The organism is Streptomyces sp. NPDC006691 (assembly GCF_042869955.1).
In the GTDB taxonomy this organism is placed as follows: Bacteria; Actinomycetota; Actinomycetes; order Streptomycetales; family Streptomycetaceae; genus Streptomyces.
Map to the genome: position 1 here is coordinate 97,841 of NZ_JBIAGW010000009.1, position 12,437 is coordinate 110,277.

Annotated in this window: 10 protein-coding genes; 2 read left to right on the forward strand and 8 right to left on the reverse strand. The window is 71.5% G+C overall.

Going from position 1 to position 12,437, the window contains the following annotated elements; genetic code table 11:
- Positions 1-15: 15 nt before the first annotated feature.
- From ACFYNP_RS21070 to ACFYNP_RS21095, 6 genes are all read right to left on the reverse strand, one after another.
- Positions 16-1,803, reverse strand: a complete 1,788-nt coding sequence (locus ACFYNP_RS21070; protein WP_388787164.1) for an ABC transporter ATP-binding protein — start codon at positions 1,801-1,803, stop codon at positions 16-18.
- On the reverse strand, positions 1,800-2,861 hold the full coding sequence (locus tag ACFYNP_RS21075) for an iron-siderophore ABC transporter substrate-binding protein (protein ID WP_388417560.1): 1,062 nt from the start codon (positions 2,859-2,861) through the stop codon (positions 1,800-1,802). The genes ACFYNP_RS21070 and ACFYNP_RS21075 overlap by 4 nt, the downstream gene beginning before the upstream one ends.
- A gap of 109 nt (positions 2,862-2,970) precedes the next feature.
- The gene (locus ACFYNP_RS21080) at positions 2,971-3,816 is read right to left on the reverse strand and encodes an ABC transporter ATP-binding protein (protein WP_388417557.1); all 846 of its coding nucleotides are present in this window, start codon (positions 3,814-3,816) and stop codon (positions 2,971-2,973) included.
- Positions 3,817-3,856: 40 nt separating this feature from the next.
- Positions 3,857-4,957 carry a FecCD family ABC transporter permease gene (locus ACFYNP_RS21085; protein ID WP_388787167.1) on the reverse strand — a complete coding sequence of 367 codons (1,101 nt, stop codon included), beginning with the start codon at positions 4,955-4,957 and terminating at the stop codon, positions 3,857-3,859.
- Positions 4,954-6,012: a FecCD family ABC transporter permease gene (locus tag ACFYNP_RS21090; protein ID WP_388787383.1), complete on the reverse strand. Its 1,059-nt coding sequence runs from the start codon at positions 6,010-6,012 to the stop codon at positions 4,954-4,956. The genes ACFYNP_RS21085 and ACFYNP_RS21090 overlap by 4 nt, the downstream gene beginning before the upstream one ends.
- A 193-nt stretch (positions 6,013-6,205) precedes the next feature.
- Entirely contained in the window at positions 6,206-7,570 is a 1,365-nt protein-coding gene (locus ACFYNP_RS21095) for a lysine N(6)-hydroxylase/L-ornithine N(5)-oxygenase family protein (RefSeq protein WP_388417551.1), read from the reverse strand.
- Between the two features lie 262 nt (positions 7,571-7,832).
- On the opposite strand from ACFYNP_RS21095, the gene ACFYNP_RS21100 reads away from it, so the two are divergent.
- Positions 7,833-8,780 carry a methionyl-tRNA formyltransferase gene (locus ACFYNP_RS21100; RefSeq protein WP_388417548.1) on the forward strand — a complete coding sequence of 316 codons (948 nt, stop codon included), beginning with the start codon at positions 7,833-7,835 and terminating at the stop codon, positions 8,778-8,780.
- A gap of 24 nt (positions 8,781-8,804) precedes the next feature.
- On the opposite strand, the gene ACFYNP_RS21105 is transcribed toward ACFYNP_RS21100, so the two are convergent.
- Together ACFYNP_RS21105 and ACFYNP_RS21110 are read right to left on the reverse strand one after the other, a co-directional pair.
- Positions 8,805-9,806: a proline racemase family protein gene (locus tag ACFYNP_RS21105; protein WP_388787170.1), complete on the reverse strand. Its 1,002-nt coding sequence runs from the start codon at positions 9,804-9,806 to the stop codon at positions 8,805-8,807.
- Positions 9,807-9,826: 20 nt separating this feature from the next.
- Entirely contained in the window at positions 9,827-10,735 is a 909-nt protein-coding gene (locus ACFYNP_RS21110) for a dihydrodipicolinate synthase family protein (protein WP_388787173.1), read from the reverse strand.
- A gap of 241 nt (positions 10,736-10,976) precedes the next feature.
- On the opposite strand from ACFYNP_RS21110, the gene ACFYNP_RS21115 reads away from it, so the two are divergent.
- Positions 10,977-12,365 (forward strand): aminopeptidase P family protein, encoded by a 1,389-nt coding sequence (locus tag ACFYNP_RS21115; protein WP_388787176.1) that lies wholly within the window; start codon positions 10,977-10,979, stop codon positions 12,363-12,365.
- Positions 12,366-12,437: the final 72 nt, after the last annotated feature.

Here is a 12,437-nt window from a genome sequence, read left to right on the forward strand (position 1 = left end):
CTAAATTAGGGTTACCTAACTACCCTCTCTCCAGGCCCTCCAGAGCCGCGCGTAACGGCCGCCCAGGGCCACCAACTCGTCGTGCGTGCCCTGCTCCACGACCTGTCCCGCGTCCAGGACGGCGATCCGGTCGGCGGCCATCGCCTGGGTCAGACGGTGGGCCACGAACAGCGTGGTGCGGCCGGCGCAGGCGGCCTGAACCGCACGCTCCAGCTCGGCGGCGCCCTCGCTGCCCGCCTCCGCCGTCGACTCGTCGAGCACCACCACCGGCGCCCGGCCCAGCACGAGCCGGGCGAGGGCCACATGGGCGACCTTCATGCCGTCGAGACGCTCACCGCCCTCGCCGACCGTCGTGTAGAGGCCGTCGGGGAGCGCCTCGACCCATCCGTCGGCGCCCACCGTGCGCAGCGCTTCGGTGAGTTCGGCGTCGGTCGCGGCCGGAGCGGCGAGCCTCAGGTCGTCGGCGAGCGGACCGGAGAAGACATGGGTCTCCTGGGTCAGGACGCTCACCAGCGCCCGCGCCCCGACCTCGTCCAGCCCGGCGAGATCGGCCGACCCGATGCGCACCGAGCCGGACTGCGGGGTCTCGATGCCGGCGATGAGCGCGGCCAGCGTCGTCTTGCCCGCGCCCGTCGCCCCCACCAGGGCCAGGGAGCCCCCGGCCGGGATCGTCAACCCGACGTCCCGCAGGACCGGTTCATCGGTGCCGGGGTAGGAGAACGTCAGACCCTCCACCGTCACCGCGTACGAAGTGCCGTGCCGTGGAACGGAGTCGGTCTCCCCCACGAGTCGCTCCGCCGCCGGCTCGGTCAGCACCCCGACGAGCCGGGTCAGGCTCGCGCCCGACTTCTGCGCCTCGTCGAAGGTGAACATGATCGCGCCGAGCGGAGTGAACAGGCGGTGGAACACCAGCGGGGCCGCCGATACGTCACCGAGGCTCGCGGAACCGGTCTCCAGGAGGACGAAGCCCACCACGAGGATCAGCACCAGGCCGATGAACTCGGCCCGGTTCTCCCGGCCGACGAACCGGCCGAAGAAGCGGAACACCTCGATCCCGTAGTCGCGTACCCGCTTCGAGTCGACGGCCACCTTCTCGCGGAACGCGCCCTCCAGGCGGTACGCCCGCACCGTGTCGATGCCGTTCAGACCGCTGATCAGCGCCTGGGCGCGATCGGCCTGGGCGAGCCGCTGTCTGCGGTAGAGCGGGGCGGAGCGCGGCAGGTACCAGCGCAGGGCCAGCGCGTAGGCGGGCAGGGCGCACGCCCCCGCGAGGCCGAGGCGCCAGTCGAGCCCGAACATGCCGAGGGTGGCGACGGCCACCAGGATGCCCGCCGAGAACACCGTGGGGATGGCCGAACGGATGCCCTTGGACAGGACCGCGACATCGTCGCCGACCCGGGACAGGACATCGCCGCGGCCCACCTGTTCGACCCGGGCGATGGGCATCCCGAGGACCGCCCGGACGGCGCCTTCGCGCAGCTGGGCGAGCAGATCGGCGCCGAGCCGTCCGATCAGGCAGGTGGACACGGCGGTGGCCGCCGCGCCGAGGAGCGCGGCGGCCACCATCACCACCCCTGTCGTGACCAGGGCCGAGCGCGGCTGCCCCCCGACCACTCCGTCGACCACCCGGCCGAGCAGGAGCACCGGGAGCATCTGGAGCGCCGCCCCCGCCACCGTACTGAACACGGTGGCGGCCGTCAGCCAGGGCTTGTCGCGGCACTTCGCCACGACCCACCGGGCCGCCTCCCGGCCGCCCGTGGTGCGCAAGGTGGCTGGGGCGGGGCGTGTGTCGGTGGCACTCACGCCTGGCCGACCGACTTGACGAGCTGGTCGATCGCGTACGGCAGGGAAAGCAGGGTGGCCTGCGACATCGCCGCGCCGGCCGCCGGGCCCTCGCTGTCGAGCAGGTAGGAGACCTTGTTGGCCTTGGCGACCTTCAGGTTGGAGAAGAGCTTGTCCTTCTTGAGGGCTTCGGTGTCGGCCTTGTCGTTGATGGCGAAGACGCGGTCGACGTCGACCAGGTCCATGCGCTCCGGCGAGAGCTGCGTGGAGAAGTCGGACCCGGCGATCTTGTCGATCCCGGTCTGGCCCTTGAAGCCCATACCGCTCAGGAGCTGGCCGCGTACGTCCTTGGTGGTGAACGGCGTGACCGCGTTCTTGTACCAGGACAGCGCGACGGCGGTCTGGCCGGCGAACTCGGGGTGCGCCTTCTTGACCCCGGCGAGCTTGTCCTGGATGCCCTGGACCAGCTGCTTGCCCTCGTCGGCCTTGCCGAGCGCCTTCGCGATGTGGAGGGCGTTGTCCTGCCACGGAGCGCTGAACGGCTCCTTCTCGGTCTTCGTGCGGGCGACCGTCGGGGCGATCTTGGAGAGCTTGTCGTAGGCGGTCTTGTCGATCTCGGAGTAGACCGCGACGATCAGGTCGGGCCGCAGGGCCGCGATCTTCTCGAAGTTGGGGCCCGCGTCGCCGTTGTTCATGATGACGTCGGGCTTGGCGCTGCCCCACTTGTCCTTCACCCAGGGCCACTGCGTGTTGATGTCGGGGCTCTGGCCGGCCGGGTTCGGGTACTGGTCGACCATGCCGACGGGCTTGACGCCGAGCGCGAGGACGTCCTGGTCGTCGGTGTAGCCGACGGTCACGACCCGCTTGGGCGCCTTGTCGACCTTGGTGGATCCGAACGCGTGCTCCACGGTGACCGGGAACGCACCCGAGGCGGCGGGGGCGTTGGTGCCGTCGCCCGCGCTCCCGTCCTTCGCGTCGGAACCGCAGCCCGCCAGCACCCCCACGCCGAGAGCCGCGACGGACACGGTCGCCGCCAGCCGCCGCCAGGACTTCATACGGGTCGTTCGGTCGAGGAGCATCCGGAATCCCTTGCTTTCGTACGGTCCACCGCGGCCCCACAGCGGGGCAGGGAGACCTTGACCTGCCTAAGTAAGGCAAGCCTAGCCTAAGTTCCAGAAGGGAGGGGAGTCAGTCGCCCAGACCCGGCACATGGGTGCGGCCGATCGGCACGATCAGCGGCCGGTCGCCCACCGGATCGGCGACCACCCGGGCCCGCAGGCCGAACGCCTCGTGGAGCAGCTCGGGGGTCACCACGTCCCGCGGGTGGCCCTGCGCGAGGACCGAACCCGCCTTCATCACGATGAGGTTGTCGCTGTAGCGCGTGGCCAGGTTCAGATCGTGCAGGACCATGACGACCGTGCAGCCCGACTCGTGCAGGTCGTCCACCAGGTCGAGTACGTCGATGGCGTGCGCCAGGTCCAGATAGGTGGTGGGCTCGTCAAGAAGCAGCAGGTCGGTGCCCTGAGCCAGCGTCATCGAGATCCAGGCGCGCTGGCGCTGGCCCCCGGAGAGCGAGTCGACCGGGCGGTCGGCCAGGTCGGAGACGCCGGTCAGGGCCAGCGCGCGCTCGACGACGGAGACGTCGTCGGAGGACCACTGGCGCAGCCAACTCTGGTGCGGGTGGCGGCCCCTGGCGACCAGGTCGGCCACGGTCAGGCCCTCCGGCGCGACCGGCGACTGCGGCAGCAGCCCGAGCTTCTTGGCCACGTCCCGGGTCCGGAGCCGGGCGATGTCCTCACCGTCCAGGACGACCGACCCCGACGTGGGCTTGAGCAGCCGCGTCAGCGTCCTCAACAGGGTTGACTTTCCACACCCGTTGGGCCCGATGATCGTGGTCACCACGCCCGGCGGGATCGTCACGTCGAGGTCGTCGATGACGGTCCGGTCGCCGTACCCGACCGTGACGCCCCTGGCCGCGAGACGCGGAACGGCGGCAACCCCGGGCTCGATCGCGGTGATGTACTCAACGGCCATGGCTCCCCCTCTAATTAGGCTTGCCTAACCTTTCTACCATCTAACGGCGGTTCGCCCGCACCAGGAGGTGGACGAGGAAGGGGCCGCCGATCGCGGCGGTGACCACGCCGACCGGCAGGGTGATCGGCAGGGCGGTGCGCGCGACGAGGTCCGAGCCGATCAGCAACAGCGCCCCGACCGTTCCCGAGGCCACCACCGGCGGTGTCGGATGCCTCGTCAGACGCATCGCCACCTGGGGGGCCACCATCGCCACGAACGGCACCGGACCCGCCGCGCTCACCGCGAACCCGGCGAGCAGCACCGCGCACAGCAGCAGGACGGCCCGCACCAGGGAGTACCGGACGCCGAGACCCGCGGCCACGTCGTCGCCGAAGTGCAGGGGCTTGAACTGGAAGGCGACGCACGCCACGACGGCCAGCACGGCGAGGGTCCCCCACAGGGCCACCCCCACCTCGTCCCAGGACCGGTTGTCCAGCGAGCCGACCAGCCACGCCTGGGCCCGCGCCACGTCCTTGATGTCGGCGGTGACCAGGAGCCAGGTCGTGACCGCCTGCGCCACGGCGCTCACCGAGATGCCGATGAGGATGAGCCGGAAGCCGTCGACTCCGCGCCGCCACGCCAGGAAGTACACCAGAAGTCCGGTGAGCAGACCGCCCGCGAGTGCCGCCCCGGACAGCCCGAGGGATCCGGTCACCGCGGTCGCGGCCCCGCCCGACACCGTCACCAGGAACACCGCGACCGCGCTCGCGCCGCCGGTGATGCCCAGGATGTCCGGACTGGCCAGCGGGTTGCGGGCGATGGACTGGGTGAGTGCTCCGGACACGCCGAGCGCGATCCCCACGACGAGCCCGGCCAGGGCCCTCGGCATCCGCAGGTCCATGATCACGAACCGGTCGACCTGCTCGCCCCCGCCGAAGAGCGAGGCGACGACCTTGGGCAGCCCGATGGGGAAGTCCCCCACAGCGATGGAGACGCAGAAGACCAGGAACGCCGCCGCCGTCAGGAGCAGCGTGACCAGCGCGACCCGGGGCCGCCAGACGAACGACACCCGGCCGAGCCGCACCCCCGGCGTCACCGCCGGCCGCACCACGGTTGTGTGCTGCACGCGCTGTCGTGTGTTCCTGCGCTGTCGTGTGTTCATGCGCTCTTGAACTTTCCTCGCAGGACCAGGGCCGCGAAGAAGGGGGCGCCCAGGAGGGCGACGAGGACACCGGCGTCCAGCTCGCCCGGGCGCACCACCACGCGTCCCACGATGTCGCAGACCAGCAGGACGACCGCGCCGAGCAGACCCGCGTACGGCACCAGCCAGCGGTAGTCGGGCCCCGCCAGGTACCGGGCCACGTGCGCCACCATGAGCCCGAGGAAGGCGATGGGTCCGCACGCCGCGGTGGCCGCGCCCGCGAGCAGGGTGACGGCGAGGATCCCGACGGTCCGGATGAGCGCGATGTTCACGCCGAGGCCGCGCGCCACGTCGTCGCCCAGGTTGAGCAGGTTCACGGAGGGCAGCACGGCCAGGGCCAGCACGAGACCGACGACGACGAACGCGGTCACCGGCCAGATGACGCGGAACGGGACACCGGCCACCGAGCCGGCGTTCCAGAACCGCAGGGCGTTCAGGGCCGCCTTGTCCGACAGGGCGACCGCGGTCGTCATCGCCGCCAGGAACACGGTGACCCCCTGCCCGGCCAGGGCGAGGGTGAGCGGATTGCCGGCGCCCCGGCCGATGCTGGAGAGCCCGAACACGACGACGCCGGCGAGTGCGGCCCCCAGGAAGGCGAACCAGAGGTACTGGAACGGGTCGGTGAGCCCGAGCAGGGAGATCGCCGTCACGACGGCGAACGAGGCGCCGGTGTTGACCCCCAACAGGCCGGTGTCGGCGATGGGGTTGCGGGTGAACCCCTGGATCAGCGCACCGCCGACGCCCAGTGCGATGCCCGCCACGACGGCGAGCACCGTGCGGGGTACCCGCACGGTCTGCACGATGAGCCGGATGTCGGTGGTCCTCTGGTCGGCGTCCGCTCCCGAGAACAGCCCGTGCCACACCTCGGCCGGGCTCAACGCGCGCGCGCCCACGGCGATGGAGACCACCGCGGCGACCACGAGGACCGCGACGACGACGGCCAGGCCCACGATCCGCCGGCGCCGGGCCCCGGCGATCCCGGCCGGCGACCGCCGTCCGACCGACGCGGAGCTCACGGGAGTTGCGGCCGCACCGGCCGGGACACCGGGCCGGTCGGGCACCTCGTCCCTGCCGGTGGCCGGGCCGGCGGCCCGGCGGCGCGTACGTGGGGGCACGGGCGTTCCTTTCTCATGCGGGGTGCGTACACACCGGTGCCGTGCCCGGCGGTACGGAGCACACCGCGGGCACGGCAACGGTCGGGAGGTCCGGTCAGCGGGCCGGCTGGGGCACACCGCCGGCCGCTCCCGCGACGGGCCGCGCCCCGCCGGCCGCTTCCGTGAGGCCGCGGTCGAGGATCGAGTCCAGGATCTCGCCGACACGTATCGCGGTGTTGGACAGCAGGGACGAGGTGATGCCGTGGGTGTGCTCGGTGCCGCCCTGGAGGTAGATGCCGCAGCGCAGTCCGGGGTCGGTCGCCACCCGGTAGTCGCGCTCGACGCGGACGCGCCCCTGCTCGTCGCGGTGGCACCGATCGGCCACCCCGCCGAGCAGGCCCAGGCCGTCGGCCTGGAGGTACCCGGTGGCGCAGACGACGACGTCGGCGTCCACCACGCTCTGCTCGCCGGTGACCAGGGACGTGACGGTGGCACGGACCCCGTCGGGGGTCTCCTCCACGCCGGTGAGGCGCGAGATGTTCAGGAAGCGCAGCCGCTCGGCCCCGAGGACCTTCTCCTGGTACGCCTGCCGGTACAGGTCGTCGATGAGGTCGATGTCCACCACGGAGTAGTTGGTGTTCCCGTGGTAGCCCATCAGCCGGCGCTTGACGTCCTCCGGCGCCGTGAAGTACTCGTCCACCGCCTGCGGGTCGAAGATGCGGTTGGCGAAGCTGCTGTCGTCCGCCGGGCTGTAGCCGTAGCGCGAGAAGACCGCGCAGATCTCGGCCTCGGGGAAGCGGCGGTGCAGATAGGCCACGTTCTCGGCGGCGCTCTGGCCGGCGCCGACGACGACGAAGCGCCGGGGGTCGGTGCCCTCCAGGGCGTCGATCTTCTTCAGGAGGTCCGAGTTGTGCCAGACGCGGTCGGTCCGCTCGATGCCCTCGGGCATGACCGGGCGCAGTCCGGTGCCGACGATGAGGTTGCGGGCGCGGTGCGTGACGACCTCGTCGCCGGACCGGGCCGTCACGTCGACGTACTCCACCACGCCGTCGCGCAGGACGGGTTCGACGGAGACGACCTGGTGGCCGTAGGAGACCAGGTCGTCGACCTTCGCCGCGGCCCACTCGAAGTAGTCGTGGAACTCGACCCGGAGCGGGAACAGGTTCTTGTGGTTGACGAAGTCGATCAGGCGTCCCCTGCTCTGCAAGTAGCAGAGGAAGCTGTACTCACTGGTCGGGTTCCGCAGCGTCACCAGGTCCTTCATGAAGGACACTTGCATCGTCGCGTCGTCGATGAGCATCCCCCGGTGCCATCCGAAGCCCGGCTGCTGCTCGAAGAAGTGAGCGGTGACCGCCTCCTGCCTCCCGACGCGCGCGTTGTGCTCGCTCAGCGCGATCGCCATGGCCACGTTCGACGGGCCGAAGCCGATGCCGATCAGATCGTGGATCACTGGTGCGTCGCCAGGAAGAGCCTGTGACATGTCACTCCCGTTCGTGCGGGACAGTCGCCGGTGGGGCGTCGTGTCGGAGGTGGGGAAAGGGGGAGTCCAGGCGCACCGGTGACCGGCAGCCGAGTGGAACTTAGGTGAGGCTAACCTGATCCTGGCAAGGCTGTCGACCGGACAAAAGCGACACAGAGCCCACCTCCGGGTCAATCGGCCCCGGAATCGGCCTCGTTGCGATGTTAGGTAAGCCTTGCTTTACTTGGCCCTGATTGTTTCGCTCTTCTGAGGAGGAACCCCGATGCGGGTCGTCATGTTCGGCTATCAGACCTGGGGCCATCGCACCCTGAAGGCGCTCCTGGACTCCGAGCACGACGTCGTGATGGTCGTGACCCACCCCAAGAGCGAGCACGCCTACGAGAAGATCTGGAGCGACTCGGTCGCCGAACTCGCCGAAGAACACGGCGTTCCGGTCGTCATCCGCAACCGCCCCGACGACGAGGAGCTCTTCCAGCTGCTCAAGGAGGCGGACCCGGACATCATCGTCGCCAACAACTGGCGCACCTGGATACCGCCGCGCATCTACACCCTGCCCCCGCACGGCACTCTCAACGTGCACGACTCGCTGCTGCCCAAGTACGCCGGCTTCTCGCCGCTGATCTGGGCGCTCATCAACGGCGAGTCCGAAGTCGGGGTGACGGCCCACCTGATGGACGAGGTGCTCGACGCCGGGGACATCGTGCGGCAGGAGTCGGTCGCCGTCGGCCCGAGGGACACCGCGACCGACCTGTTCCACAAGACGGTCGACCTCATCGCCCCGGTCACCATCGGCGCCCTCGACCTGATCGCCTCCGGCCGGACCGGGTTCACGCAGCAGGACCGGTCGCAGGCCACCTTCTTCCACAAGCGGGCCGAGGAGGACATCCGGATCAACTGGTCCTGGCCCGCCGAGGACTTGGAGCGCCTGGTACGCGCCCAGTCCGCCCCGTACCCGGCGGCCTTCACCTTCCACCGGGGCAAGCGCCTGGAGGTGCTCGCCGCCGTCGTGTCCGAGGGCCGGTACGGCGGCACCCCGGGCCGGATCTTCTACCGCGAGGGCGACGGCGTGGTGATCGTCGCCGGGGCCGACGCCCGCACCGGCCGCAACCACGGCCTGGCCGTCACCCGGGTACGGACCGAGGACGGCCGGGAGCTTCCCGCGGCCGAGTACTTCACCTCGATGGGCGGCTACCTCACCGAACGCCCCTGACCCCGCCCGCGGTTCTCTCCCCGGTCACAGCAGGAAACCGGCCGGGAACGGGTCGGACGGGTCCAGGAAGTACTGGGCCGTGCCCGTGATCCAGGCCCGGCCGGTGACCGTGGGTATCACCGCGGGGAGCCGGCCGACCGACGTTTCGGCGACGAGGCGGCCGGTGAACTCCGTCCCGATGAACGACTCGTTGGTGAAGTCCCGGTGCAGGGGCAGCTCACCGCGCGCGTGCAGCTGGGCCATGCGCGCGGAGGTGCCGGTGCCGCACGGCGAGCGGTCGAACCACCCGGGGTGGATGGCCATGGCGTGCCGCGAACGCGTCGCGTCCGAGCCCGGGGCCGCGAGGTAGACGTGCTTCACCCCGGCGATCTCCGGGTTCTCGGGGTGCACGGGCGGCTCGGCCGCGTTGATGGCGTCCATGATCGCGAGCCCGGCGGCGAGCAGTTCGTCCTTGCGCTCGCGCGCGAGGGGCAGCCCGAGCGCGTCGAGTTCGACGAAGGCGTAGAAGTTGCCGCCGTAGGCCAAGTCGTAGGTGACCGTGCCGAATCGGGGCACGGTCACCTTGCGGTCGAGCGCCGGGCAGAACGCCGGGACGTTGGTCAGGGTGACCGCGCGGGCCTCGCCGTCCTCGACCCGTACGTCCACGCTCACCAGGCCCGCCGGGGTGTCCAGACGCACGGTGGTGACGGGCTCGGTGACCTCGACCATGCCGGTCTCCACCAGCACCGTGGCCACGCCGATCGTGCCGTGCCCGCACATCGGGAGCACACCGGAGACCTCGATGTACAGGACGCCGTAGTCCGCGTCGGGGCGGGTCGGCGGCTGGAGGATCGCGCCGCTCATCGAGGCGTGGCCGCGCGGCTCGTACATCAGGAGGGTACGGACGTGGTCGAGGTGTTCCATGAAGTACCGCCGCCGCTCGGCCATGGTGGCGCCGGGAACGACGCCGAGACCGCCGGTGATGACGCGGGTCGGCATGCCCTCGGTGTGCGAGTCGACCGCGTGGTAGACGTGTCGGGTCCGCATGGACCTTCCTCCCTGGCAGGCTACTTGTGGCCTTCGGCGAGCGCCTTCTCGGTGGCGGCGCGCACCACGGCGTCCTGGTCCGCGGTGAGCGGCTGGCGGGGCGGACGCACGGGCCCGCCGGGGCGGCCCGCCAGGTCCATGGAGAGCTTGATGGCCTGGACGAACTCGGTCTTGGAGTCCCAGCGCAGCAGTGGGTGCAGCGCCCGGTAGAGGGGCCGGGCGGTGGCGAGGTCACCGGCGACGGCCGCGTGGTAGAGCTGGGCACAGGCGACGGGCAGCGCGTTGGGGTAACCGGCGATCCAGCCGGCCGCACCGGCCAGGGCCAGCTCCAGGAGGACATCGTCGGCGCCCGCCAACAGGTCCAGTTCCGGGGCGAGTTCGGCGATCTCGTAGGCCCGCCGGACATCGCCGCTGAACTCCTTGACGGCGACGATGCTGCCGTCGGCGTAGAGCTGGGCGAGCAGCACGGGGGTCAGGTCGACCTTGGTGTCGTACGGGTTGTTGTAGGCGACGACGGGCAGCCCCGCCTTGGCGACCTCGGCGTAGTGGGCGCGCACCGAGCGCTCGTCGGCGCGGTAGGCGTTCGGCGGGAGCAGCAGCACCGAGCCCGCGCCCGCGCCGGCCGCCTGCTCCGCCCAGCGGCGGGACTCCGCGCTGCCGTAGGCCGCGACGCCCGCCATCACGCGGTCGCCGTCGCCCGCCGCCTCGACGGCGGTGTGCACGACGCGGGCCCGCTCCTCGTCGGACAGGGTCTGGTATTCGCCGAGCGAGCCGTTCGGCACGACGCCGTCACAGCCGCTGTCGATCAGCCAACGCACGTGCTGGGCATAGGAGTTGAAGTCGACGGAGAGATCGGAGCGCAGGGGCAGCGCGGTGGCGACGAGCATTCCGTGCCAGGGGCGGATGCGCGGGGGTGCGGTGGACGTCATGGCAGGACTCCCTAGTGTGGTGTGTGACATTTTACTGAGGTGTCGTGCCGCCCCACAAGGGTTGCGACCAGGGCGCCCGCGACGTCAATGACCGTCCCGCCGGGCCCCGTTGGGGATCAGCGACCGCCCGGCGGGCTGGCGGAGCGTGACATAGTAATGTGAAATTGCACTGCCCTAGCCCCGATGCGCCCTCACCCACCCCCACTCGCCCGCCTTCACCGCACCCACCCCGGGAGACCCGATGGCCGAGCGCCCCGCACGACTCAACACCGGCAGTCATGATCTTCCCGTCGGCCCCGAGCTCGCCGCCTTCATGAGCGGCGGCTGGGCCCCGACGCCACGGCCCGAGGGCACCCGGGTGCCCGGGTTCGAGGCCATGGAGGCCCGTCGGGCGCGCCTTTCCGCGTGCTTCCCGGGCGAGCGGCTGATCGTGCCCGCAGGCGGGTTGCGGGTCCGCTCCAACGACTGCGACCACCGCTTCCGCCCGCACAGCGCCTACGCCTGGCTGACCGGCCTCACCGGCGAGGACCAGCCGGGGCACATCCTGGTCCTGGAGCCTTCGGGCTCCGGCCACGAGGCCGTCCTCCACGTACGGGCGCGCTCGCCGCGCGGCGAAGGCGACGAGGCGTTCTACCGCGACCGCCGCTACGGCGAGTTCTGGGTGGGCCGGCGCCCCGGACTCGCCGAGACCGAACGCCTCACGGGCATCCGCTGCGTCCCCCTGGACGAGCCGGCCGCCCTCCCGCCGGGCCGCGACGCCGCCGACGACCCCGAACTGGGCTCCGTGCTCAGCGAGTTGCGGCTCATCAAGGACGCCTGGGAAGTGGCGCAGCTCCAGCTCGCCGTCGACCACACCACGGCGGGCTTCGAGGACGTCGTACGCGCCCTGCCGCGCGCCCTTGCCCATGCGCGGGGCGAGCGGCTGCTCGAAGGCGTCTTCGGGACGCGGGCCCGCGCCGAGGGCAACGGCACCGGGTACGAGACGATCGCCGCGTCCGGGGCCCACGCCTGTGTGCTGCACTGGATCCGCAACGACGGACGACTCGACCCGCGCGAGCTGCTCCTGCTCGACGCGGGCGTGGAGACCGACACCCTCTACACGGCCGACATCACCCGCACCCTCCCGCTGTCCGGCCGCTTCTCCCCCGTCCAGCGCCAGGTGTACGAGCTGGTCCTGGCGGCGCAGGACGCGGGCATCGCGGCACTGCGGCCCGGTGCCGCCTTCCGCGACTTCCACCGGGCCGCGATGGCCGTGATCGCTGAGGGGCTCGCCGAGTGGGGCGTGCTGAAGAGCGCCTCGGGCGAGCTGCACCGGCGCTACACGCTGTGCGGCAGCGGGCACATGCTCGGCCTGGACGTGCACGACTGCGCGAAGGCCCGCGCCGGCACCTACCTCGACGGCGCGCTGGAGGCGGGCCAGGTCCTCACCGTCGAGCCCGGCCTCTACCTCCAGGCGGACGACGAGACCCTGCCGCCCGAACTGCGCGGTCTCGGCGTGCGCATCGAGGACGACCTCGTGATCACGCCGAGCGGGGCCCGGCTGATGTCGGGTGCGCTGCCGAGGTCGGTGGCGGGGATCGAGGAGTGGATGGGAGGCCTGCTGGAGGAGGGCGCGCCGGGGTCCGTGTGAGCGGCGCCCGCCACGGACCGGCACCCCCTCGAAACCGGCACCCCCTCGGAACCGGCACTCCCTCGGAACCGG

What these genes read in the sequence shown, in the direction of transcription:
- ACFYNP_RS21115 (WP_388787176.1), top strand. Translation starts at nt 10,977, where the DNA reads ATGGCCGAGCGCCCCGCACGACTCAACACCGGCAGTCATGATCTTCCC.
- ACFYNP_RS21100 (WP_388417548.1), top strand. Translation starts at nt 7,833, where the DNA reads ATGCGGGTCGTCATGTTCGGCTATCAGACCTGGGGCCATCGCACCCTG.
- ACFYNP_RS21075 (WP_388417560.1), bottom strand. Translation starts at nt 2,861, where the DNA reads ATGCTCCTCGACCGAACGACCCGTATGAAGTCCTGGCGGCGGCTGGCG.
- ACFYNP_RS21080 (WP_388417557.1), bottom strand. Translation starts at nt 3,816, where the DNA reads ATGGCCGTTGAGTACATCACCGCGATCGAGCCCGGGGTTGCCGCCGTT.
- ACFYNP_RS21085 (WP_388787167.1), bottom strand. Translation starts at nt 4,957, where the DNA reads ATGAACACACGACAGCGCAGGAACACACGACAGCGCGTGCAGCACACA.
- ACFYNP_RS21095 (WP_388417551.1), bottom strand. Translation starts at nt 7,570, where the DNA reads ATGTCACAGGCTCTTCCTGGCGACGCACCAGTGATCCACGATCTGATC.
- ACFYNP_RS21105 (WP_388787170.1), bottom strand. Translation starts at nt 9,806, where the DNA reads ATGCGGACCCGACACGTCTACCACGCGGTCGACTCGCACACCGAGGGC.
- ACFYNP_RS21110 (WP_388787173.1), bottom strand. Translation starts at nt 10,735, where the DNA reads ATGACGTCCACCGCACCCCCGCGCATCCGCCCCTGGCACGGAATGCTC.